The following is a 22,654-nucleotide window of genomic DNA, read 5'->3' as shown; positions in this document are numbered from 1 at the left end:
CACAAAAAGTAAGGTGTTCCCATGGTACAACAGACTAAATACAAACGTGTTTTATTGAAACTTTCCGGCGAAGCCCTGATGGGCAAGGATGCGTTCGGTATCAATCGTGAAACGATTATGCAGATTGTCGGGCAAGTGAAAGAAGTTGTGGACATGGGCGTGCAGGTTGCCGTTGTAATTGGCGGCGGTAATATTTTCCGCGGTGTTGCCACCCAAGCCCAAGGTATGGATCGTGCAACTGCCGACTATATGGGTATGATGGCTACCGTGATGAATGCGTTGGCCTTGAAAGATGCGTTTGAATCATTGGGCATTAAAGCCCGCGTACAATCCGCATTAAGCATGCAGCAGATTGCCGAAACCTACGCTCGTCCCAAAGCCATTCAATATTTGGAAGAGGGAAAAGTCGTGATTTTCGCTGCCGGTACGGGTAATCCTTTCTTTACTACAGATACAGCGGCTTCGTTGCGCGGTGCGGAAATGAACTGCGACATTATGCTGAAAGCCACTAATGTTGACGGTGTTTATACAGCCGATCCGAAAAAAGATCCTTCGGCTACCCGTTATCAAACCATTACCTTTGACGAAGCCATCAGTAAAAACTTACGTGTGATGGATGCAACCGCATTTGCTTTGTGTCGCGAACAGAAGTTGAATATTGTGGTGTTCGGTATTGCCAAAGAAGGTGCATTGAAACGCGTGATTGCCGGTGAGGATGAAGGTACTTTGGTGCATTATTAATCGTGATGGTTACACAGATTGAATAGAGAGGCCGTCTGAAAATTTTCAGACGGCCTTTTTGCTTTCTGCCAAGTTGAAACCGTTTTTCTTGAGATGAATTGTTTAAATAAAACAATGTGGTCTGAATGTTTAATCTTGTCTATACCATTCAATAACGGTACTATGTAAGGTTATTGAATGATTCAATCCGGCTAAACTGTTTTTCAGACGGCCTTGTATAATACCCTTTTGATTTTGATATGTTTGAGAGCGAAAAATGATTAATGAAATTCAAAAAACCGCTGAAGGTAAAATGCAGCGTTCTTTGGAAGTGTTGAAAGAAAATCTGTCTAAAGTGCGCACCGGTCGTGCGCATACTGGTCTGCTGGATCAGGTGGAAGTCGAATATTGGGGAAGTATGGTGCCTGTGAGCCAAGTGGCAAACGTAACTTTGTTGGATGCCCGTACGATTGGCGTGAAGCCTTTTGAAAGCAATATGGCTGCCAAAGTTGAAAAAGCCATTCGTGATTCGCATTTGGGTCTGAACCCTGCATCTATCGGTGATTTGATCCGCGTTCCGATGCCGATGCTGACTGAAGAGCGCCGTAAAGACCTGATTAAAGTGGTACGCGGTGAGGCGGAAGAAGGTCGTGTCGCTATCCGCAATGTCCGCCGTGATGCCAACAATGATTTCAAACGTTTGCTGAAAGATAAAGAAATTTCCGAAGACGATGCGCGCCGCGGTGAAGAATTGATCCAAAAGTTGACTGATAAGCACATTGCCGAAGTCGATAAAATGCTCGCCGCCAAAGAAGAAGATTTGATGGCTATCTGATAACCGGTATTGTAGAGGCAGATATGAAAAGCAGCACTCAAACCATTTTGGAGCATACGCATATACCGCGTCATATTGCCGTCATTATGGACGGCAACGGACGTTGGGCGAAAAAACGCTTTATGCCGCGCATTATGGGGCATAAACGCGGTTTGGACGCGTTGGAAAAAATGGTGCGGCGCTGTGCAGAGTTGGGTGTGCAGTATCTGACCGTATTTGCCTTTTCTACTGAAAACTGGCGACGGCCTGAAGAAGAAGTATCGTTTTTAATGGGGCTGTTCCTTCAGGCTTTGCAAAAACAGGTTGGCCGTCTGCATGAAAACAATATGCGCTTGAAGGTATTGGGCAGCCGAGAGAGGTTTAATGAAGAAATCCGTCGCGGCATCGAGCAGGCTGAAGCCTTAACGGCCAATAATACGGGGTTGACTTTAGCGATTGCGGCCGATTACGGCGGCCGTTGGGATATTCTTCAGGCAGTAAATAAGCTGGTTCGTGCCGGTGAAACGGAAATTACGGAAGAAAAACTCGGTCGGTATTTGATGCTGTCGGAAGCACCGGAGCCGGATTTGTTTATCAGAACGGGTGGGGAAACCCGTATCAGTAATTTCTTGCTATGGCAGTTGGCCTATTCAGAACTGTATTTTACCGATACTTTATGGCCGGACTTTGATTCGGAGGCGTTGGATAAAGCCATTATGTCGTATCAGACCAGAGAAAGGCGTTTCGGCAGAACATCGGAGCAATTGCCGGCGGAACAGCAGCGGGGATAATAATTATGTTGAAACAAAGGGTATTGACTGCGTTGATATTGTTGCCGTTGATGCTGGGTATGCTGTTCTCGGCATCAAGCGGTTTATGGGCTGTATTTTCCGGATTGATTGCGCTGCTGGCGCTGTGGGAATTCAGCCGCTTAGCGAGGATCAAGCCTGATGAGCGTGCTCCTTATTTGATCGGTACGGCTATTTTTATGTTTTTTGCCGCTTCAGGCGGTTGGAAACTTTCACCGTCGGCTTGGTTCGGCGTGTTGCTATTGTGGTTTGTATTGGTACCTGTATGGCTGGTAAAACGCTGGAAACTGCATGGTAATTGGCGCAGTTATACTTTAGGCTGGAGCTTGATGCTGCCTTTCTGGTTCGGGTTGCTTGAGTTGAGACCTTATCCTGAAACGGCAGAGTCATTGCTGGCTGTGATGGGTTTGGTGTGGGTTGCCGATATTTTTGCCTACTTTTTCGGTAAGGCTTTCGGCAAGCATAAAATCGCTCCTTCCGTTAGTCCGGGTAAAAGCTGGGAAGGTGCCATTGGCGGCGCGTTGTGCGTTCTGATTTATATGACGATTGTCCGCAGTATGGGTTGGCTGAGTTTTGATGCTTCCTGGTTTGCGGTGATGTTGCTGTCGTTGTTGTTGACCGTTGTCAGCATCGGCGGTGACTTATTTGAAAGCATGTTGAAGCGGGCTGTCGGCATGAAAGACAGCAGCCATTTATTGCCGGGGCACGGCGGTGTATTTGACCGTATTGACAGTTTGATTGCAGTGGTGAGCGTATATGCGGCAATGATGGCGATATTCGGCTGATTTTTTTTCAGACGGCCTCTTAAAGAAACAAATTATGACACAACAAGTCTTAACCATTTTGGGCAGCACGGGAAGCATAGGTGAGAGTACCTTGGACGTGGTTGCCCGCCATCCGGATAAATTCCGCATTTTTGCTTTGGCAGGACACAAACAGGTTGCTAAATTGGCTCGACAATGCGAGCGGTTTAAACCGCGTTTTGCCGTTGTGGCCGATGCGGAACATGCAGGGCAGTTGGAGCAGTATTTGAAGTCCGCCGGCTGTCAAACCGAAGTATTGTACGGCGGTCAGGCTTTGATTGATGTGGCGTCTGCCACAGAAGTGACGGGCGTGATGGCGGCTATTGTCGGTGCTGCAGGTTTGCCTTCTGCGCTGGCTGCTGCTAAAGCGGGTAAAACCATTTATCTGGCCAACAAAGAAACTTTGGTGGTATCCGGTGCGTTGTTTATGGAAACCGCCCGTGAAAACGGAGCGAAAGTATTGCCGGTAGACAGCGAGCATAATGCGGTTTACCAAGTGTTGCCTCAAGATTATTCAGGCCGTCTGAATGTTCACGGCATTCAATCGATTATTTTGACTGCTTCCGGCGGTCCTTTTCTTGATACGGATTTAAGTACGTTTGACGATATTACGCCTGCGCAGGCGGTCAAACACCCTAACTGGTCTATGGGGCAGAAAATTTCGGTGGATTCGGCCACAATGATGAACAAGGGCTTGGAATTAATCGAGGCGCATTGGCTGTTTAATTGCCCTCCCGACAAGCTGGAAGTTGTGATACATCCGCAAAGTGTGATCCACAGTATGGTGCGTTATTTGGACGGTTCGGTATTGGCTCAAATGGGCAATCCCGATATGCGTACGCCGATTGCCTATTGTTTGGGTTTGCCCGAGCGTATCGAATCGGGCGTTGGGGCGTTGGATTTTGGAAAATTGTCGGCGCTTACATTTCGAGAGCCTGATTTAAACCGCTTTCCCTGTTTGAAATTGGCTTATGATGCAATGTACGCGGGAGGCGGTGCGCCGTGCGTGCTGAATGCCGCTAATGAAGAAGCGGTGGCTGCATTTTTGGCGGGAAAAGCACGTTTTACCGATATTGCCCGTATTGTGGCGCATTGTTTGGCACAAGATTTTTCAGACGGCCTCAAGGATATAGAAAGTTTGTTGGCGCAAGATGCGCAAACCCGTATTCAGGCACGGCAGTATGTTGCTGCTTTAGGCAGATAAGGAAATGGAAGTTGTGATTACTGTATTGGCTTTTGTTGTTGCCATTCTGATTTTAGTCAGTCTGCATGAGTTCGGCCATTATATCGTCGCGCGTTTATGCGGTGTGAAAGTGGTTCGGTTCAGTGTCGGTTTCGGTACGCCGTTTCTAAAGAAAAAGCGTGGTGATACCGAATGGTGCTTGGCACCGATTCCGCTCGGCGGTTATGTGAAAATGGTTGATACCCGTGAGGGAAATGTTGCGGAAGCGGATATCCCCTATGCTTTCGACAAACAGCACCCGGCCAAGCGGATTGCTATTGTGGCAGCCGGCCCGCTGACAAATTTGATTTTGGCTGTTTTACTGTTTGCTTTCAGTTTTTTATTCGGCGTAACCGAGATCAAGCCGGTGGTCGGAACGGTTGAGCCCGTCAGTGTGGCTGCGAAGGCCGGTTTTCAGGTTGGCGATACTATCGTAGCCGTTAATAATAAGCCGGTGCGCACTTGGCAAGATGCCAGAACCGAAATTGTTTTTAACTTGGAATCTGCCAAAGTAGAGGTTGCCGTTAAAACTGAACAGGGTAAGGAAGCTGTTCGGACGATAGACATTGCAGGCAGCAGTGAGGCCGATAAAGTTGTCCAACAACAAGGCCATATCGGTTTGTCTCCGTTTAAGATTACCAACCGTATCGGCGCGGTTGTGCCTGAAAGTGCGGCAGATAGAGCGGGCTTGAAAGAAAATGATGAATTGCTTGCTGTTGACGGTGCGGCTTCCGGCGGTTGGGCAGATTGGGTTACCGTTTTCCGCAGCAGCCCCGGCAAAGCCTTAACTGTTGATTACCGCCGCAACGGTAATATATTGCAAACCCAACTGCGTCCCGATTCGGAAGAGCTGGCAGACGGGACGCTGATCGGTAAGGTAGGATTGGCAGCGAAGCCCGATGAAGCTTGGAACAAACAAATCAGTTACAGTTATATGCCGTCTGTAACCGCTGCTTTTCAGATGGCCGAAGAGAAAACCCGCAGTTATATTGTGATGATGGTGGAATTTTTCGGTAAACTGGTTACCGGACAGGCTTCGCTGAATCATATTTCCGGCCCCTTGACCATTGCAGATGTGGCAGGTAAGACTGCGGCTATCGGAATACAGAGTTATTTGGAATTTTTGGCATTGGTCAGCGTTAGCCTCGGAGTAATGAATTTGTTGCCCGTTCCCGTTTTGGACGGCGGGCACTTGGTGTATTATACCCTCGAGTGGATTAGAGGACGGCCGTTAAGCGAGCGCATACAGATGATAGGTACCCGCTTGGGTTTAATGGTTATGTTAATGTTGATGTTGGTGGCTTTTTTCAACGATATAAACCGTTTGTTTGGATAACTTATGAAACTAAAACACATTGCTTCAACCTTAATGCTGTTGAGCCTTTCTCCTTTGGCTTTGGCAGATTTTACAATTCAGGATATTCGTGTTGAAGGTTTGCAGCGTACCGAACCGAGTACGGTATTCAATTATCTTCCGGTTAAAGTAGGCGATACTTTTACAGACGGCCTCAGCGATGAAATCATCAGAAACCTGTATGCAACCGGTTTCTTTGATGATGTGCGTGTTGAAACCATGAATAATCAAGTGTTGTTGACAGTGGTCGAACGTCCTACCATTAACAGCTTGACCGTCAGCGGTGCAAAAATTCTGCCCAATGATGCGATTAAGAAAAATTTGGATGCTTTCGGTTTGGGACAATCCCAGCCTTTTGATCAGGCAAAATTGAACCAAGCGATTGCCAGCTTGAAGCAGGAATATTTAGGGCGCGGTAAGCAATCCGTAAAAATCACTCCTGAAGTCAACCGTTTGGCACGAAACCGTGTTTCTGTCGATATTAAAATCGAAGAAGGCGAAAGTACGAAAATTACCGAAATTGATTTTGAAGGTAACGAACGCTATTCAGACAGTAAACTGCGTCGCCAAATGTCTTTGAGCGATGGCGGTCTCTTTACTTGGTTAACCAAGAGCAACCAATTCAATGAGCAGAAATTCGCTCAAGATATGGAAAGAATCACCGATTTTTATCAAAACAACGGTTATTTTGCTTTCCACATCGTCGATACGGATATCCAAACCAATGAAGACAAAACTAAGCAGACGATTAAAGTAACCGTTAGCGAAGGTGAGCGTTTCCGTTGGGGTAAAGTCAAAATTGAAGGCGACACGCGCGAAGTACCGAAAGAAGATTTATATAAGCTGCTGACAATGAAAGAAGGTAAATGGTACGAACGTGAAAAAATGGTCGACAGCCTTCAGGAAATTCAGACGGCCATGGGTAGTGCAGGCTATGCGTTTAGCGAAGTTAATGTACAGCCTATGCCGAATCAGGAAACCAAAGTTGTCGATTTTGTATTGCATGTCGAACCCGGCCGCAAAGTTTATGTAAATGAAATCAACATCAGCGGTAACAATAAAACGCGCGATGAAGTGATTCGTCGCGAGCTGCGTCAAATGGAAGCAGCACCTTATGACACTTCAAAACTGCAACGCTCGAAAGAACGTGTGGAATTGTTGGGTTATTTCGATGACGTGAAATTTGAAGCCCGCCCTGTTGCCGGTACGCCCGACCAAGTAGATTTGGACATGAGCGTGAACGAACGTTCGACAGGCTCGATTGATTTGAGTGCCGGTTGGGTTCAAGGAACCGGTTTGGTGATGGCTTTGGGCGTAGCGCAAGACAACTTGTTCGGTACCGGTAAATCCGTTGCGGCCCGTGCATCGAGAAGTAAAACCACGCAAAACGTTTCTTTGTCATTTACCGACCCCTATTTTACGCCTGATGGTGTGAGTTTGGGCTACGACGTGTACGGTAAGGTTTTTGATCCGCGTAAAGCTTCTTCAACCGTACAGCAATACAAAACGTCCTCTATCGGCGGAGGTTTGCGTATGGGTGTGCCTGTAACCGAGTATGACCGTGTTAATTTCGGTTTAGGTGCGGAACATATGACGGTTAACACCTACAAGAGCGCACCGAAACGTTACCGCGACTTTATCCGTGATTATGGTGACCACGCCAGCGGCATCGGCAAATTCAAAGGTTGGGTATATAAAGGTAATATCGGCTGGGGCCGTAATAAAACCGACAGTGCTTTATGGCCGACACGCGGTTATATTACCGGCATTAACGGTGAAGTCGGTTTGCCGGGCAGCCGTTTGCAATACTATAGCTTAGTGCATAATCAAAACTGGTTCTTCCCAATCAATAAAACCTTTACTTTGATGTTAGGCGGAGAAGTCGGCTATGCCAACGGATACGGTAAAACCAAAGAACTGCCGTTCTTTGAAAACTTCTATAGTGGCGGCTTGGGATCGGTACGTGGTTATGAAAGCGGTACCTTAGGGCCGAAAGTATTCGATGAAGACGGCAGCGTCATCAGTTACGGTGGTAACAAAAAAGCCAATGTGTCTGCTGAATTGCTGTTTCCGATGCCGGGTATCAAAGATTCCCGTACTGTCCGCTTGAGCCTGTTTGCCGATGCCGGCAGTGTGTGGGACGGCAAAACTTATGATGACAACAGTAGCGAATTGCGTGGCGGTAAAAAGCAGAATTTCTACGGTTTAGGTACGACCCATAAGTCTACGTTCAAAAACGAATTGCGTTACTCTTCCGGTGCGGCTTTAACGTGGTTGTCTCCGTTGGGGCCGATGAAATTCAGTTATGCTTATCCGCTGAAGAAGAAAAAATATGATGAAATCCAACGCTTCCAATTCCAGTTGGGTACAACATTCTAAAAATTAATATTCCTTATTTCTCTGCCTTGTGAACTGTTTCCAAGGCAGAGATTTGGAACAGGAGTTTTCCTTGATGCCGAAACAAGCAAAAGGATTATTTATGAAATCAGTATCCCGTTTTTCATATTTGACTGCTTCTTTGATGGCAGGATTTGTTATCAGTGCTTCGTCATTTGCGGCGGAAAGTGTGCAGAAACTCGGCTTTATCAACACCGAGCGTATCCATTTGGAATCCGTTCAGGCGCAGAATATTCAAAAGAATCTGGATAGGGAATTTAAAAGCCGCTATCAAGCCTTACAAAAGTTGCAGGAAAAAGGTGAGAATCTTGAGAAGAAACTGACATCAGGAAAGCTGCAGGAAAATGAGCGGGCAGAGTTAAGCGCCGAATGGAAAGAATTGGTTCGGGTATTTAGAAACCAACAGGCTGAATTGGCGGAAGAATATAACCTTCGCCGCAATGAAGAATTTGCCGCTTTACAGCAAAATGCCAATCGGGTCATTGTCGAATTAGCCAAGAAAGAAGGCTATGACTTAATCTTGCAGGATGCGGTATATGTAAACAGTAAGTTTGATATTACCGACAGTGTGATTAAAGCTTTAAATGCAAAATAAGTATCTGCAAATTTCAGACGGCCTCTCAGTAAAATATGAAAACAAATAATCAAATCTACACCTTGTCTCAAATTGTCGGGAAATTGGGTGGAGAGCAGCGCGGTGCAGATATCGCCGTTGAGGCGGTAAAACCGTTGGCAGAAGCCAAGGAAAACCACATCAGTTTTTTGGCAAATCCGAAATATACGGCAGAAGTTAAAGAAAGTTTGGCGGGTATCGTTATCGTCAGTGCCAAAGTGGCAGATGATTTTGCCGGTAGGAGCCTGATTATTGCTCCAGATCCTTATCTTTATTTTGCAAAAGTTGCCAGATTATTTTCCCCAATCGTCGAACCTGCTCCGGGTATTCATCCGACTGCGGTAATTGAAGAGGGTGCGGTGGTTCCCGATAGTTGCGAAATCGGAGCGCATGTTTATATCGGTGCCGATACTGTATTGGGCGAAGGTTGCCGGATTCTGGCAGGAGCTGTTATCGAGCATGGCTGTAAACTTGGCGATGGCGTATTTATGCATCCGAAAGCCGTGGTTTATCACGGTTGCACATTGGGCAATCGGGTGGAAATCCATTCGGGTGCCGTCATTGGTGCCGACGGTTTCGGCTTGGCCTTTGCAGGCGATTCCTGGTTTAAAATTCCGCAAACCGGAGGCGTAACGTTGGGCGACGATGTAGAAATCGGTTCGAACAGCAATATCGACCGCGGAGCCATGAGCGATACTGTAGTCGGCAACGGTACGAAAATCGACAATCAGGTACAAATCGGCCATAACTGTAAAATCGGCTCGCATACGGTTATTGCTGCCAAAACAGGGATTTCAGGCAGCGTTACCATCGGTAATTATTGTATTATCGGCGGCGGTGTCGGCACAGTCGGCCATATCGAAATCGCCGATAAAACCACCATCGGCGGCGGCAGCAGCATTACCCACAGCATCAAAGAAAGCGGCCAGCACATTGCCGGCCCGTATCCGATGCAGACGCACAAAGAATGGGCGCGCAACGCCGTCCATATCCGCCATCTGAGCGAAATGAACAAACGCATCAAGCAGCTTGAGAAAGCACTTGAAACATCACAATCCGCTGACAACAATAAGGAATAATCATGGAAATTACCCTTCCTATTGAAGCCAAAGATATTCAGAAACTGATTCCACACCGCTATCCGTTTTTATTACTCGACCGTATTACTGCATTCGAATCTATGAAAACGCTGACTGCCATTAAAAACGTCAGCATGAACGAACCGCACTTTCAAGGGCATTTTCCGGATTTTCCGGTTATGCCCGGCGTATTGATTATCGAAGCACTGGCTCAGGCTTGCGGTGCATTGGCTATTTTGAGCGAAGGTGGTCGCAAGGAAGAGGAAATTTATTTCTTTGCCGGTATCGACAACGCCCGTTTCAAACGTCAGGTGGTTCCGGGCGACCAATTGGTTTTTGAAGTGGAATTGCTAACCAGCAAACGCGGTATCGGCAAATTCAAAGCAGTGGCCAAAGTGGATGGACAAGTGGCGGTAGAAGCTGAAATCATGTGTGCAAAACGCACAGTAGAGATGTAATTTGCGGCCGTCTGAAAAAATCGGTTTCAGACGGCCTTTGTTTAAAGGATAGCCAAATGAGCTTAATCCATCCGACTGCAATTGTTGATGCAAAGGCCGAACTGGATAGCACCGTAAAAGTCGGAGCTTATACCGTTATCGGCCCGAATGTTCAGATCGGTGCTGGTACGGAAATCGGCCCGCATACTGTAATTGAAGGCCATACAACCATAGGGGAAAATAATAAAATTTTCCAATTTGCCTCTTTGGGTGCAGTGCCGCAAGACAAGAAATTCCGTGATGAGCCAACCAAGCTGATTATCGGTAACAACAATACCATTCGCGAATTTACGACATTTAATTTGGGTACGGTAACCGGCATCGGAGAAACCCGTATCGGTGACGACAACTGGATTATGGCCTATGTCCACCTGGCTCATGATTGTGTGATAGGCAACCATACGATTTTTGCCAACAATGCTTCATTGGCCGGACATGTAACCGTTGGCGATTGGGTGATTTTGGGCGGATATTCGCTGGTTCACCAGTTTTGTATTATTGGTGATCATGCCATGACTGCTTTTGCCGCAGGTGTTCATAAAGACGTTCCGCCTTATGTGATGGCGGCGGGTTATCGTGCCGAACCGGCCGGTTTGAATACCGAAGGCTTGCGCCGTCGCGGTTTTACCGCCGAGCAGATTGCCAACATTAAAAATGTTTATAAAGTTCTGTACCGCCAAGGTTTGGGTTTGGAAGCCGCTAAAGAAGAGGTATTGAAACTCAGTTCGACTGCACCTGAATTGGCCGTATTTAAAGACTTCTTTGAAGTTTCGTCCAGAGGGATTATCCGTTAGGAGGCCGTCTGAAAAATTGGCAGTACGGTTAAAATGATGAAGGGGAAGGCTAAGCCGGATGGCTTAGCCTTTTTGCAGTTTTGACAGGCATTTTCTGTTGGGAAATGAATCAGCCAAGCAGTTAGATTTTCAGACGGCTTGTAGACGAATGTTCTTTAACCATTCGAAAAAAAACCGATATGTAAGATAAAAACAAAAAAGTCCCGCATTCATGCGGGACTTTCGTTTTTTCAGACGGCCTTTTACATCATGCCACCCATACCACCCATGCCGCCCATGTCCGGCATAGCAGGTTTGTCTTCAGGGATTTCTGCAATCATACAATCGGTTGTCAGCATCAAGCCGGCAATCGAAGCAGCGTGCTGCAATGCTGAACGGGTTACTTTGGCAGGATCCAATACACCCATTTCAATCATATCGCCATATTCGCCTGAACCGGCATTAAAGCCGAAGTTGCCTTGACCTTCCAATACTTTGTTCACGACAACGCTCGGTTCGCCGCCCGCATTGGCCACGATTTGGCGAAGAGGGGCTTCAATCGCACGCAATACGATTTGTACGCCAGCGTCTTGGTCAGGGTTGGAGGTTTCCACTTTAGACAGAGAAGCACGGGCACGCAGCAGAGCCACGCCGCCACCGGCCACTACGCCCTCTTCCACGGCAGCGCGGGTTGCATGCAGCGCGTCTTCTACGCGGTCTTTCTTCTCTTTCATTTCCACTTCGGTAGCCGCGCCGACTTTGATGACCGCAACACCGCCGGCCAATTTGGCAACACGCTCTTGCAGTTTTTCTTTATCGTAATCGCTGGTTGCTACTTCGATTTGTTGGCGGATTTCGGCAACTCGTGCATCGATAGTACCTGCATCACCGAAGCCGTCGATAATGGTGGTGTTTTCTTTACCGATTTCGATGCGTTTGGCTTGACCCAAATCTTCCAAAGTGGCTTTTTCCAAAGACAAGCCGACTTCTTCTGAAATCACGGTACCGCCGGTCAAAATGGCGATGTCTTGCAGCATGGCTTTGCGGCGGTCACCGAAGCCCGGGGCTTTAACGGCAACGGTTTTCAGGATGCCGCGCAGGTTGTTCACAACTAAAGTGGCCAACGCTTCGCCTTCAACGTCTTCGGCAATAATCAGCAGCGGACGGCTGGTTTTGGCGATTTGCTCCAATACCGGCAACAGGTCGCGGATGTTGCTGATTTTTTTGTCGAACAGCAATACAAACGGGTTGTCCAACGCAGCCAATTGTTTTTCGGCATCATTGATGAAGTAAGGAGACAGGTAGCCGCGGTCGAACTGCATACCTTCTACTACATCCAATTCGTTTTCCAATGATTTGCCGTCTTCAACGGTAATCACGCCTTCTTTGCCCACTTTTTCCATGGCTTCGGCAATGATGGCGCCCACTTGCTCGTCGGAGTTGGCGGAAATCGAACCCACTTGGGCGATTTCTTTAGAAGTGTCGCAAGGCTTGGCGATGTTTTTCAGCTCTTCAACCAAAGCATTTACGGCTTTGTCGATACCGCGTTTCAGGTCGGTCGGGTTCATGCCGGCGGTAACGTATTTCATACCTTCGGCTACGATGGCTTGTGCCAAAACGGTTGCGGTGGTGGTACCGTCACCGGCTACGTCGTTGGTTTTAGAGGCAACTTCTTTCACCATTTGCGCGCCCATGTTTTCGAATTTGTCTTTCAATTCGATTTCTTTGGCTACGGTAACGCCGTCTTTAGTGATGTGCGGGCCGCCGAAAGAACGGTCTACCACTACGTTGCGGCCTTTCGGGCCTAAAGTTACTTTAACGGCATTGGCTAAGGTGTTTACGCCGTTGACCATTTTCTGGCGCACATCTGCGCCAAACTGTACGTCTTTTGCTGCCATGTTGATTACTCCTAAGATGTTGAATATATATAAAATTAAATTATCGAATTTTTTTATACTGTCCCGCAAGCGAACCGCCGCCGGAGCAGAAATAATGAAGAGTGGTTTTATTTTTTGAGTAGATATCCAGCTTATTTTTTTCAAATACCAAATAAAAACGTCCGGCTTTCGAAACGGCCGACAAAGTGTGCTTGCCCACCGGTTTGGCAATGAACGAACCGGAACAAGTCGGCTTTTTAATATCGTTGCGAGATTTTATCAGTACACGATAGTGTCGGTTTTTTAAAGGTTCAACGTGTACACCCACCCAATCATAGCCTTGTTTACGCTTGGCGTAGCCTTCATCGGCATAAAAACCGGTAAACGGATTTTTTGCGGGAGGCGCTGCGTAGCAAACTGTAGCGGATAGCAGCGTAAACAGGGAAAAAACAATTTTCTTCATTAATGTACAGTACTTATTCTATGATGCCGAAAATGTCTTCTTCGCGCATTACCAGCAACTCTTCGCCGTCTGCTTTAACGGTTTGGCCGCTGTATTTGCCGAAGATCACTTTATCGCCGATTTTCACATCCAGCGCACGGCGTTGGCCGTCTTTACCAACTTTGCCCGCACCTACGGCAATCACTTCGCCCATGTCGGGTTTTTCGGCTGCGGCGCCCGGCAATACGATGCCGGATGCGGTTTTTTCTTCAGCTTCCAAGCGTTTTACAACAACGCGGTCATGCAGAGGACGAATAGTCATGTGTGTTCTCCGAATATTAAATTTAAAATCAAAACAAATACCTGTGAATCAGGATTCAAAATAAAACGCGCCGGCTTGTCGGCCGCGCAGGGAATGAATGGAATCTAACATAAGGTTGGAATGGATAAATTCAAGCCCGAACGGGTGAATTTTTTATGAAAACCGTTTTATCCGGATTAGGGTGATGCCGGCTTTTACACGATGTTTTTGAGATTTAATGCAGCTATATTAAATACGCTAATATGATGTAAGTGTGATATTGCCTAAATCAGATTTTCTGATATGAAAAGGCCGTCTGAAATTTTCAGACGGCCTTGTGTGTATCAATAGGAATTAACCGGCTTCTGCTAAGAAGCCGCGCAGTTTTTGCATGGCTTTGGCTTCGATTTGGCGGATGCGTTCGGCAGAAACGCCATATTCGTCGGCCAATTCGTGCAGGGTCATACCGCCGTCGTCTTGCAGCCAACGGGTTTCGACGATGCGTCTGCTCCGGTCGTCCAATTGTGCCAAAGCGTTTTGCAGACCTTCGGTTTGCAGGGCATAGTGGGCTTTTTGTGCGATTTGCTGGGTAGGCTCGGTATCGTTGTCGGCCAGCCAGTCAATCGGTGCGAAGCTGTCTTCGTCGTCGTTATTGTCGGCCATAATGGCAATATCATGGCCTGTCATGCGTTGTTCCATTTCCAAAACTTCGGAAAGTTTTACGCCCAAATCATCGGCAATATCTTGCGCTTCTTTGGGAGACAAGGCACTCAGACTTTTGCGCATGCTGCGTAAATTAAAAAACAGTTTGCGTTGCGGTTTGGTGGTGGCAACACGCACCAAACGCCAGTTGCGCAGGATGAATTCGTGGATTTCCGCTTTGATCCAATGTACGGCAAAGGAGAAAAGACGGGCTCCGCGTGAAGGCTCGAAGCGTTTGACTGCTTTCATCAGCCCGATATTGCCTTCCTGAATCAGGTCGGCTTGGTTTAGGCCGTAACCGTCATAGCCGCGTGCGATGGAAACTACAACGCGCAGGTGTGACAAGATTAATTGTTTTGCTGCTTCTAAATCGCCTTTAAGTTGGCGTTCTGCTAATGAGGTTTCCTCTTCGTGTGTCAGCATGGGAATGCTGTTGACGGTATGAATGTATTGCTCCAGACTGCCGTGTCCGCTGGGGATGGGTAATGTGAAGGCTTGATTCATGGTCATTCATTTTTCCTTTTGTGTCAGGCATTAAGCCTTTGTGATGGCATCGCTAATCCGATACCGCTTGTTTATTAGACAGGAATTCTTTGTATTATTCTACACTTGATAGGTTAAATTTTGTAGTTTTTTCGAATTGATTGTTTTTTAAAATTTGAGTGTTTTTATCGGGATATAGGTTTAGACGATTCATCGGTATTTTTCTTACGGTATCGTATAAACAGGAAGCCGGACATTAAACTGAGCATAATGATTAACGGCCAAGAGCTGCCCAGCTTCATATAAGGTGTTTCTCCGGTATAGCCTTCGATGTTTCCTTCTAATATAGTGGCGGTATCGGGTTCGGAAATTGCAACTATCATGCCTTTCGGATTGATGATGGCGGTTGCACCGGTATTGGTGGAGCGTACCATAAAGCGGCCGAGTTCCAAAGCGCGGGCTTGTGATTGCTGTAAGTGTTGGTACATGGCATTGGATTTGCCGTACCAAGCCATGTTGCTGATGTTGGCAAGCAGCGTAGATTGTTTGGCGGAGGCAATCAGTTCGTCGCCGAAGCCGTCTTCATAGCAGACGTTAAAAGCAACTTTCTGCTGTTTCATTTGAAAAGGCGTTTGCCCGGTACCGCCGCGTTTGAAATCGGCCAAAGGCATATTCATTAAGCGGTATAGCGGTTCGGTGATTTGCGGTAGGGGTTTGTATTCGCCGAAAGGTACGAGATGGTTTTTGGCGTAGTAGGGTAGGGGCTCCGGTTGCTCAGGATCGTAGCCGCTTAGATTTACGGCGGCATTTTGGTAGCCGTCTCCATTATCGGTGTAGCGTGCGATACCGATGGCAAGGTCGCTGCCGTTCCGTTGGGCTTGATCGGCAAACTGGTTAATCAAACCGTCGGGCAGGTCTTGCAGAAAAACAGGAATGGCGGTTTCCGGCATGATGACGATGTCGGCATGTGTTTGTGCCACTTGTTCATAGTATTGCTGGATGGTGGGAATGATTTGGTCTTCGTTCCACTTTAATGTTTGCTTGATGTTGCCCTGTAGGAGTGCAACGCTGTTGGTTTCTCCGTTGGGCCGGGTAAATTCGGTCTGGTTGGCGGTATAACCAATGGCCAATATTGCGACAATCAGGGCTGTTGCTGTGATTTGGATTTTTTTCCTACCTGCGCCGTATGCGAGTAAAACTAACCATGCGGCGGTGAAGGCGGTTGTTAAGGTAACCAGATGGATACCGCCGATAGGGGCAAAGCCGGACAGCGGGCTGTGGTTGCTGATTTGTGAATAGCCGAGTGCGCCCCAGCCGAATCCGGTAAGCAGGCGCTCGCGTGCGAATTCTGTGAGCGTCCACAGCACCGGTAAGATAAAGCCGATTTTGAGGGTACGCGGTGCATTGAATTTTTCCAACAGCCAAAAACAGGCCGCGGGATAGAGTGCCAAAAATGCCGGGAGCAGCAGGGTCAGCGGCAAGGCATACATGTTGGGTAAGCCGGAAACATCGTGTAGGGCAGTGTGTATCCAGTAAAATTGGGTGGCGTAGGCAGTCAGTCCGAACAGGTAGGCGCTGCGTACCGCATAGTGCGGACGCAGCTCGGTTAGGCGTATGAAAGCCGCAAACAGCAGGGGCATCAGCCAGAAATGGTAGTAAGGGGCAAATGTCAAAGGCGTGGCTGCAGCGAGCAGTATCACCAATGCCCAGTAGATTGCCGGTTGTTGCCAGTATTTTTCGAATGGATATTGATTTGACATGTATGGCTTGCGAATCGGTATGAATGGTAAAACTTAATAAGCGTATGCTGATGAGGCCGCCTGAAAAAAACGATTGTTTTTCAGACGGCCTGTTTGGATTTAATGAGGATTTTTTTTGCCGAATATTTTCATTAGGGGCAAGATGACGGCACACACCAATGCACCGGTCAATACGCCGACAATCAGTGTGGCTATCAGGTTTTGCCAGCCGGTATCCCAATGGTGGCCGTGTAAAAAGTGGTGAATGAATTCCACATTGTGAACAATGATGCCGCCTCCGACTAAAAACATGGCTAACGTGCCGACAATGCTCAGGCCGCGCATAAACCAAGGCATAAACAGAATAATGCCTTTACCGATGGTTCTGGCAGAGGCTTTGTCGCTGGACATTAACCATAATCCGAAGTCATCAGCTTTCACAATGCCGCCGACTAAGCCGTAGACTAAAATGGTAATGCCTAAACCGATGGTGCTGAGTACCAAAGTTTGGGTCAGCAGGCTGTAAGCGCCGACTACGCCTAAGGCGATAATGATGATTTCGGCGGAAAGAATGAAGTCGGTACGTATTGCACCTTTGATTTTGGCTTTTTCATCGAAGATTTCGTCTGTTGTGGCTTGGTGGCCGTCGTGGTGGTCTTTGTTGAGAAATTTATGGAGCAGTTTTTCCACGCCTTCGAAGCAGAGAAAAGCACCGCCGATCATCAATAAGGGTATAATCAGTTTCGGTAGGAATACTGAAAGCAGTAGTGACAGAGGTACCAAAATCAGTTTGTTGACCAGCGAGCCTTTGGCTACCGCCCAAACAATGGGCAGTTCGCGGTCGGGGCTGACGCCGGTTACTTGGTTGGCGTTTAATGCCAAATCATCACCGACAACGCCGGCTGTTTTTTTGGCGGCAACTTTGGTCATGGTGGCAACATCGTCTAAAACGGTAGTGATGTCGTCGAGTAAAGTAAACAGAGAGGCAAAAGCCATGTGTATTTCCTAAATTCTAATATTGATTTGCGAGGAAAGATCGTGTGTGTAATGCGAAGTTCGCCATTATAACTGAAAAATGGCCGAAAACATCGGCTGTTACGGAAATCAATGGCAGATAATAATCTGAAAAAATGAGTGAAAACAGAGGGTGGCGCTACGATTGGGCTTATCCTTTTATGTTAAAATGCCACAGCTTTTAGCAATGATCATGATGTTTACAACAAAATAAAATCCAATACTCATTTCAGAATCTATGGACGGAATCAACAGTTTATTTCTTTTGGGTGGCTTGCTGCTGTTTCTCAGCGTGATTTCGACAACTTTGTCGGCGCGCTTGGGGCTGCCGCTGTTATTGATGTTTCTCGGCGTCGGTATGTTGGCCGGCGAACAGGGCGTGGGCGGTATCGAGTTTGATAACTTTTTTACGGCTACGCTGATCGGTCAGCTGGCGTTAGCGGTGATTCTGTTGGACGGTGGTTTGCGCACCAAACTGGAAAGTTTCCGTATCGGTTTGAAACCGGCTTCGATATTGGCCAGTTGGGGGGTAGTGGCAACGGTCGGGTTATTGGGTGTTTTTGCTACGATATATATGGGCGTGGATTGGCGTTTGGGTTTGCTGATGGCGGCAATTGTCGGCTCGACCGATGCCGGTGCGGTATTCAGCTTGTTGCGCAACAGCGGTGTGCGTTTGAATGAGCGTGTTCAGGCGACTTTGGAAATCGAATCGGGTGCCAACGACCCGATGGCGATTTTCTTGGTAACGGCATTGATTGCGTTGACCATGAATCCCGAAGATGCCGGCGTAATCTCGTTTATTTTAATGTTGCTCCAGCAATTGGGTTTTGGTTTGGCGGCAGGTTATTTCGGAGGAAAAGTGTTGGCGCGTTTGGTGCACCGCTTGAATCTGGCCGAAGGCTTATATGCGCTGATGATTGTATCCGGCGGGTTGCTGGTATTCGCCTTTACCAATTTGATTGGCGGCAGCGGCTTTTTGGCAGTGTATTTGGCCGGAATCTTGGTGGGCAACCAACACAGCCATGCAACCGAACATGTGTTGCGCGTGATGGACGGTTTGGCTTGGTTGGCACAAGCGGTCATGTTTGTGGTTTTGGGCTTGTTGGTAACGCCGACGCGTTTGTGGGAGCACGGCTTGGACGCTTTGGCGATTGCCGCGTTTTTGATGTTGGTAGCCAGACCGTTGGCGGTGGTCAGCGGTTTGTGGAAGTTTCACTACAATCCGCGCGAATTGGCTTATATCAGTTGGGTGGGACTGCGCGGTGCAGTGCCGATTACTTTGGCAATGATGCCCTTGATGATGGGTGTTCCGAATGCGCGTTTGCTGTTTGATGTGGCGTTTGCCGTAGTGATTTTATCGTTGCTGATTCAGGGCGCAACGATTCCCGTTGTGGCGCATTGGCTTAAAGTTGCCGTGCCGCCGAAACCCGAGCCAGCCGACAGTCGTGAAATTTGGTTGGCGGAAAACGAATCCGTACCGTTGACGGCTTATAAGGTGATTGCCGATTCCGATGCCGAAGGCATGCATCCCGATGAAGTCGGCAGCGACTTGCCTTCGCAGCCCGGGCGTTGTTTTGCGTTAATCCGCAATCACAAGCGTAAAGATTTGGCAGCGGATACCCGTTTGCAGGCGGATGATGTGGCTTGGTACATGGTGTCTGCCGATGATGCCGAACCTTTGGCCAAGCGTTTTGCGGAAACCGGCAACACCGCCCGCATGAACTTGGATTTCTTCGGCGAATTTGTGGTAAATCCGTCGAGCTTGGCCGGAGATTTGGCAGCGGCTTATGGTTTGCAGTTGGACGAAGAGGAGCGGGAGCTGACTTTGCGCGGTTTGTTTAAAAAACGCTTTGAAGGCAATATTCCGGTTGAGGGCGACCGTATCGAAATCGGCGGTTTTGAATTGACGGTTAAGGAAACCGACAAAGACGGATCGATGAAGTGGATCGGTTTGAAATGTCCGCACGCTTAAAATTGATTTAGTTTTTAAAACACGATTGGTTGACATTGGATATGACCCGATGGTGATGTTTTTCCAGATAAATATCAAAAGGCCGTCTGAAATTTTCAGACGGCCTTTGTGTATTTGGCAACCGATCAATTGAACATATCAAGCTTCAAACGGATTAGGAAGCGGGTGTTCCTTGTTTTTCTCGACCAGATTGGCGAACTCGGCTAAAGAAATATCCATAGACTGCAGCGAAGTTTGCATGATTTGGTCGACAGAGCCGCTGATGTAATCGTTTTTGCTGCGTGCAGGGCGGTAGATCAGCAGTTTGAACAAATCTTCCAAATTGATATTTTCCGCCAAGGTTTTCAGCACCCAGCCTTGTTTGCCGTTGTAAACGTAGCCGTTTTTGGCCAATTTATCGAGCAGCTCGCCCAACTCGTCGTAGCCCATATTGATGTGGTTGCGGAAGTCTTGCACTTTGAGCGAACGGCCTTTTTGTTGCGCTTCGTTTAACAGCAGCAGGATTTTCAATACATCGTCGAAACGTCCCCGTGCGTCCGAGCTGCGGCGGAAAGCTTCGCCTTTCCAATAAGACAGCGAAGAAGTGAACACGGCTCCGGTCAGAACCAGCATCCACAACAGATTCAGCCACAGCAGGAATACCGGAATCGCCGAAAATGCGCCGTAAATCGAAGCGTAGCCGTTGAAATTGCCGATATACCAAGCAAAGCCGAAACGGGCGATTTCCAATAAGACGGCGGTAACCAGCGCACCCAATAAAGCGTGTTTTGCCGGTACGAAACGGTTCGGGACAAGGTGGTACAGCAGCCACAGCAGTACGGTGGAGAAAATCATCGAAGTAAAGAATTTTACCACCGGAGCCAAAAACGGAAACTGCTGTTTGAAGTCGCTGTATGACAACAATACTGTCCAAGAAGACAGCCCGATACCGATGACCAACGGCCCGAATGTCAGCAGGGCCCAATACACCAAAAACTGCATCCAGATGGAGCGCGGTGTTTTGACATGCCAGATTCTGTTGAAAGTTTGGTCTATGGTTTGAATCAGCAGCAGAGAAGTGACCAGCAACATTAATAAACCGATGGTGGTCAGATTGCTGGCTTTGCCTTTAAACTCATTGATATAGCCGAATACCGCATCGGCTCCGGTCGGTACGATAGTCTGATTGACAAATTCGACAAAAGAAGAAGACAGGGAATCGAACATCGGAAAGGCGGAAACCACCACCAAAGTCACCGTTAAAACAGGCACGAGCGCCAACAGCGTGGTAAAGGTCAGGCTTGCAGAAACTTGGGGAACCCTGATTTCCATAAACCGTTTGTAGAGAAACAGGGCAAAGCCGCCGACGCGTGTTTGACGCAGAGCTTGCAAACGGGAAAAAAAGCGCATAATCTTCCTTATTCAGATTAAAAAATACATGAATTTGCAAACTATTGTAGCGGAAAGTGCCGAATGAGCCAAAAAACCTTAAAAATTCTTCTGTTGTATTACTCGCAGCACGGCGGTACGCTGAATCTTGCCCGACATATCGCGCGCGGTGTGGAAAGCGTGGCAGGCTGCGAAGCGGTTTTGCGTACCGTTCCGAAAGTTTCGACTGTTTGCGAAGCGGTCGAATCCGATATTCCCGACAGCGGCGCACCGTATTGCACGGCGGAGGATTTGAAAAACTGTGCCGGCTTGGCTTTGGGCAGCCCGACCCGTTTCGGCAATATGGCGGCGGCGATGAAGTATTTTATCGACGGTACGGTTCCGCAATGGTTGGGCGGCGAGCTGATCGGCAAACCGGCAACGGTGTTTACCAGCACGTCCAGTATGCACGGCGGGCAGGAAAGTACATTGCTGGCCATGATGTTGCCCTTGCTGCATCACGGTATGGTTATCAGCGGAATCCCTTTCAGCGAAGCTGGATTGAGTTCGACACAAAGCGGCGGTACGCCTTACGGTTCGTCGCATGTTTCGGGTGCGGAAAGTCGTGCCGCGTTGACCAAAGAGGAAGAGCAGCTGGCTTTTGCGCAGGGCAGAAGGTTGGCGGAATTGGCAGTTAAATTGGCCGGATAAAGGCCGTTATTGATGCAACAGGCCGTCTGAAAATTCAGACGGCCTCAAACAGACAGGGAGATGATTATGGATTTTTCAAGCAAACCGGCTTTGGAAACGGCGTTGAACCACCGTTCCATCCGTAAGTTTACCGGCGAGCCGATTGCGCCGGAAATGTTAGAGGCGATTTTGAAAGCCGGTCAGGCCGCATCGACATCAAGCTATATGCAGCCGACGCACATTATCCGCGTCACCGACATCGATATGCGTAAACAGCTCCGCGCCGTCGGTGCCAACCAGCACTATATCGAAACTTGTGCCGAGTTTTTGGTGTTCTGTATCGATTTTGCCAAACACAAGCAAATCGCCGCCTGCGCCCAAACCGATTGGACGGAGATGACGCTGATGGGTGCGGTGGATGCGGGCATCATGGCGCAAAATATTATGTTGACGGCGGAATCGTTGGGCTTGGGCGGCGTATATATCGGCTGTCTGCGCGACGATATCAATGCCACCGATAAGATTCTGAATCTGCCTGAAAACATCGTGCCTTTGTTCGGTATGTGTTTGGGCCATCCGGCGCAAGAGCCGATTTTGAGACCGCGTATGCCTTTGGATTTCGTGGTTTCCGAGAATGTTTACCGTCCGTTGGACGCTGCAGCTTACGAGGAATATAACAATGTAGTGAAAGATTACTACAAGCGCCGCAGCAATTTGGATTTGGATTTTACTACTCAAGTGAACAATACTCTGTGCCAAGAAGTCCGTCCCGATATTTTGCCGTTCTTGAACCGTAAAGGTTTGGCAAAGCGGTAAATTAAGATTTGCTTGTCGGAGGCCGTCTGAAATTTTCAGGCGGCCTTTATTTTGTTTCTTTGACTTGTTTGACCGGTGTTTTTTATGAAGTAATCACCGGCAGGGCATGGCGGTATTTGAAGTTTATTTTTGAAAAAATAATGGCTTGAAAAATTACATTTTGCTACATTGTTGTCAATCTTTTTGAATT

At 47.9% G+C, this 22,654-nt stretch carries 21 protein-coding genes; 14 read left to right on the top strand and 7 right to left on the bottom strand.

What is annotated here, in order from left to right; translation table 11 throughout:
* The first annotated feature begins 21 nt into the window (after window positions 1–21).
* From pyrH to lpxA, 11 genes are all read left to right on the top strand, one after another.
* On the top strand, window positions 22–741 hold the full coding sequence (gene pyrH, locus EL309_RS04670) for a UMP kinase (RefSeq protein ID WP_004283157.1): 720 nt from the start codon (window positions 22–24) through the stop codon (window positions 739–741).
* A gap of 256 nt (window positions 742–997) precedes the next feature.
* Window positions 998–1,555 (top strand): ribosome recycling factor, encoded by a 558-nt coding sequence (gene frr, locus EL309_RS04665; RefSeq protein WP_004283156.1) that lies wholly within the window; start codon window positions 998–1,000, stop codon window positions 1,553–1,555.
* 23 nt (window positions 1,556–1,578) lie between these two features.
* Entirely contained in the window at window positions 1,579–2,325 is a 747-nt protein-coding gene (locus EL309_RS04660) for an isoprenyl transferase (protein WP_004283155.1), read from the top strand.
* Window positions 2,326–2,330: 5 nt separating this feature from the next.
* Window positions 2,331–3,128: a phosphatidate cytidylyltransferase gene (locus tag EL309_RS04655; RefSeq protein ID WP_004283154.1), complete on the top strand. Its 798-nt coding sequence runs from the start codon at window positions 2,331–2,333 to the stop codon at window positions 3,126–3,128.
* A 34-nt stretch (window positions 3,129–3,162) separates the two neighbouring features.
* Window positions 3,163–4,350, top strand: a complete 1,188-nt coding sequence (ispC, locus tag EL309_RS04650; RefSeq protein WP_004283153.1) for a 1-deoxy-D-xylulose-5-phosphate reductoisomerase — start codon at window positions 3,163–3,165, stop codon at window positions 4,348–4,350.
* Window positions 4,351–4,363: 13 nt separating this feature from the next.
* A complete protein-coding gene (rseP, locus tag EL309_RS04645; RefSeq protein ID WP_172795987.1) occupies window positions 4,364–5,704 on the top strand; it encodes an RIP metalloprotease RseP in 1,341 nt (446 codons plus the stop codon).
* A gap of 3 nt (window positions 5,705–5,707) precedes the next feature.
* Entirely contained in the window at window positions 5,708–8,101 is a 2,394-nt protein-coding gene (gene bamA, locus EL309_RS04640; RefSeq protein ID WP_004285983.1) for an outer membrane protein assembly factor BamA, read from the top strand.
* Window positions 8,102–8,201: 100 nt separating this feature from the next.
* The gene (locus EL309_RS04635; protein ID WP_036494738.1) at window positions 8,202–8,714 is read left to right on the top strand and encodes an OmpH family outer membrane protein; all 513 of its coding nucleotides are present in this window, start codon (window positions 8,202–8,204) and stop codon (window positions 8,712–8,714) included.
* A 35-nt stretch (window positions 8,715–8,749) separates the two neighbouring features.
* Complete coding sequence (gene lpxD / locus EL309_RS04630; protein ID WP_004283149.1) at window positions 8,750–9,811, top strand: UDP-3-O-(3-hydroxymyristoyl)glucosamine N-acyltransferase; 1,062 nt, start codon at window positions 8,750–8,752, stop codon at window positions 9,809–9,811.
* Window positions 9,812–9,813: 2 nt separating this feature from the next.
* Entirely contained in the window at window positions 9,814–10,269 is a 456-nt protein-coding gene (gene fabZ / locus EL309_RS04625) for a 3-hydroxyacyl-ACP dehydratase FabZ (protein WP_004283148.1), read from the top strand.
* Between the two features lie 56 nt (window positions 10,270–10,325).
* Entirely contained in the window at window positions 10,326–11,102 is a 777-nt protein-coding gene (lpxA, locus tag EL309_RS04620; RefSeq protein WP_004283147.1) for an acyl-ACP--UDP-N-acetylglucosamine O-acyltransferase, read from the top strand.
* A 242-nt stretch (window positions 11,103–11,344) separates the two neighbouring features.
* On the opposite strand, the gene groL is transcribed toward lpxA, so the two are convergent.
* From groL to EL309_RS04590, 6 genes are all read right to left on the bottom strand, one after another.
* Entirely contained in the window at window positions 11,345–12,979 is a 1,635-nt protein-coding gene (gene groL, locus EL309_RS04615) for a chaperonin GroEL (protein WP_004283146.1), read from the bottom strand.
* Between the two features lie 40 nt (window positions 12,980–13,019).
* Window positions 13,020–13,421 (bottom strand): hypothetical protein, encoded by a 402-nt coding sequence (locus EL309_RS04610; RefSeq protein ID WP_004283145.1) that lies wholly within the window; start codon window positions 13,419–13,421, stop codon window positions 13,020–13,022.
* Between the two features lie 13 nt (window positions 13,422–13,434).
* Window positions 13,435–13,722: a co-chaperone GroES gene (gene groES / locus EL309_RS04605; RefSeq protein WP_004283144.1), complete on the bottom strand. Its 288-nt coding sequence runs from the start codon at window positions 13,720–13,722 to the stop codon at window positions 13,435–13,437.
* A 333-nt stretch (window positions 13,723–14,055) separates the two neighbouring features.
* Window positions 14,056–14,907: an RNA polymerase sigma factor RpoH gene (gene rpoH / locus EL309_RS04600; RefSeq protein WP_036494740.1), complete on the bottom strand. Its 852-nt coding sequence runs from the start codon at window positions 14,905–14,907 to the stop codon at window positions 14,056–14,058.
* Between the two features lie 164 nt (window positions 14,908–15,071).
* Window positions 15,072–16,646: an apolipoprotein N-acyltransferase gene (lnt, locus tag EL309_RS04595; protein ID WP_004283142.1), complete on the bottom strand. Its 1,575-nt coding sequence runs from the start codon at window positions 16,644–16,646 to the stop codon at window positions 15,072–15,074.
* Window positions 16,647–16,745: 99 nt separating this feature from the next.
* Window positions 16,746–17,621 (bottom strand): DUF808 domain-containing protein, encoded by an 876-nt coding sequence (locus EL309_RS04590; protein WP_004283141.1) that lies wholly within the window; start codon window positions 17,619–17,621, stop codon window positions 16,746–16,748.
* Window positions 17,622–17,877: 256 nt separating this feature from the next.
* Here EL309_RS04590 and EL309_RS04585 point away from each other — a divergent pair, with 256 nt between their 5' ends.
* A complete protein-coding gene (locus EL309_RS04585; protein ID WP_004283140.1) occupies window positions 17,878–19,611 on the top strand; it encodes a potassium/proton antiporter in 1,734 nt (577 codons plus the stop codon).
* A 138-nt stretch (window positions 19,612–19,749) separates the two neighbouring features.
* Here the strand turns inward: EL309_RS04585 and EL309_RS04580 are convergent, their stop codons facing one another.
* Complete coding sequence (locus EL309_RS04580; protein WP_004283139.1) at window positions 19,750–21,000, bottom strand: YihY family inner membrane protein; 1,251 nt, start codon at window positions 20,998–21,000, stop codon at window positions 19,750–19,752.
* A gap of 63 nt (window positions 21,001–21,063) precedes the next feature.
* Between EL309_RS04580 and wrbA the strand changes: the two genes are divergently transcribed.
* Both wrbA and nfsA read left to right on the top strand, forming a co-directional pair.
* Window positions 21,064–21,669, top strand: a complete 606-nt coding sequence (gene wrbA / locus EL309_RS04575; RefSeq protein WP_004283138.1) for an NAD(P)H:quinone oxidoreductase — start codon at window positions 21,064–21,066, stop codon at window positions 21,667–21,669.
* Between the two features lie 60 nt (window positions 21,670–21,729).
* Window positions 21,730–22,464 carry an oxygen-insensitive NADPH nitroreductase gene (nfsA, locus tag EL309_RS04570; RefSeq protein WP_004283137.1) on the top strand — a complete coding sequence of 245 codons (735 nt, stop codon included), beginning with the start codon at window positions 21,730–21,732 and terminating at the stop codon, window positions 22,462–22,464.
* The last annotated feature ends 190 nt before the right edge of the window (window positions 22,465–22,654 follow it).

The organism is Neisseria weaveri (assembly GCF_900638685.1).
GTDB lineage: Bacteria > Pseudomonadota > Gammaproteobacteria > Burkholderiales > Neisseriaceae > Neisseria > Neisseria weaveri.
This window is presented reverse-complemented; position numbering and strand designations above follow the sequence as displayed.

What these genes read in the sequence shown, in the direction of transcription:
- pyrH (WP_004283157.1), top strand. Translation starts at nt 22, where the DNA reads ATGGTACAACAGACTAAATACAAACGTGTTTTATTGAAACTTTCCGGC.
- frr (WP_004283156.1), top strand. Translation starts at nt 998, where the DNA reads ATGATTAATGAAATTCAAAAAACCGCTGAAGGTAAAATGCAGCGTTCT.
- EL309_RS04660 (WP_004283155.1), top strand. Translation starts at nt 1,579, where the DNA reads ATGAAAAGCAGCACTCAAACCATTTTGGAGCATACGCATATACCGCGT.
- EL309_RS04655 (WP_004283154.1), top strand. Translation starts at nt 2,331, where the DNA reads ATGTTGAAACAAAGGGTATTGACTGCGTTGATATTGTTGCCGTTGATG.
- ispC (WP_004283153.1), top strand. Translation starts at nt 3,163, where the DNA reads ATGACACAACAAGTCTTAACCATTTTGGGCAGCACGGGAAGCATAGGT.
- bamA (WP_004285983.1), top strand. Translation starts at nt 5,708, where the DNA reads ATGAAACTAAAACACATTGCTTCAACCTTAATGCTGTTGAGCCTTTCT.
- EL309_RS04635 (WP_036494738.1), top strand. Translation starts at nt 8,202, where the DNA reads ATGAAATCAGTATCCCGTTTTTCATATTTGACTGCTTCTTTGATGGCA.
- lpxD (WP_004283149.1), top strand. Translation starts at nt 8,750, where the DNA reads ATGAAAACAAATAATCAAATCTACACCTTGTCTCAAATTGTCGGGAAA.
- fabZ (WP_004283148.1), top strand. Translation starts at nt 9,814, where the DNA reads ATGGAAATTACCCTTCCTATTGAAGCCAAAGATATTCAGAAACTGATT.
- lpxA (WP_004283147.1), top strand. Translation starts at nt 10,326, where the DNA reads ATGAGCTTAATCCATCCGACTGCAATTGTTGATGCAAAGGCCGAACTG.
- groL (WP_004283146.1), bottom strand. Translation starts at nt 12,979, where the DNA reads ATGGCAGCAAAAGACGTACAGTTTGGCGCAGATGTGCGCCAGAAAATG.
- EL309_RS04610 (WP_004283145.1), bottom strand. Translation starts at nt 13,421, where the DNA reads ATGAAGAAAATTGTTTTTTCCCTGTTTACGCTGCTATCCGCTACAGTT.
- groES (WP_004283144.1), bottom strand. Translation starts at nt 13,722, where the DNA reads ATGACTATTCGTCCTCTGCATGACCGCGTTGTTGTAAAACGCTTGGAA.
- rpoH (WP_036494740.1), bottom strand. Translation starts at nt 14,907, where the DNA reads ATGAATCAAGCCTTCACATTACCCATCCCCAGCGGACACGGCAGTCTG.
- lnt (WP_004283142.1), bottom strand. Translation starts at nt 16,646, where the DNA reads ATGTCAAATCAATATCCATTCGAAAAATACTGGCAACAACCGGCAATC.
- EL309_RS04590 (WP_004283141.1), bottom strand. Translation starts at nt 17,621, where the DNA reads ATGGCTTTTGCCTCTCTGTTTACTTTACTCGACGACATCACTACCGTT.
- EL309_RS04585 (WP_004283140.1), top strand. Translation starts at nt 17,878, where the DNA reads ATGGACGGAATCAACAGTTTATTTCTTTTGGGTGGCTTGCTGCTGTTT.
- EL309_RS04580 (WP_004283139.1), bottom strand. Translation starts at nt 21,000, where the DNA reads ATGCGCTTTTTTTCCCGTTTGCAAGCTCTGCGTCAAACACGCGTCGGC.
- wrbA (WP_004283138.1), top strand. Translation starts at nt 21,064, where the DNA reads ATGAGCCAAAAAACCTTAAAAATTCTTCTGTTGTATTACTCGCAGCAC.
- nfsA (WP_004283137.1), top strand. Translation starts at nt 21,730, where the DNA reads ATGATTATGGATTTTTCAAGCAAACCGGCTTTGGAAACGGCGTTGAAC.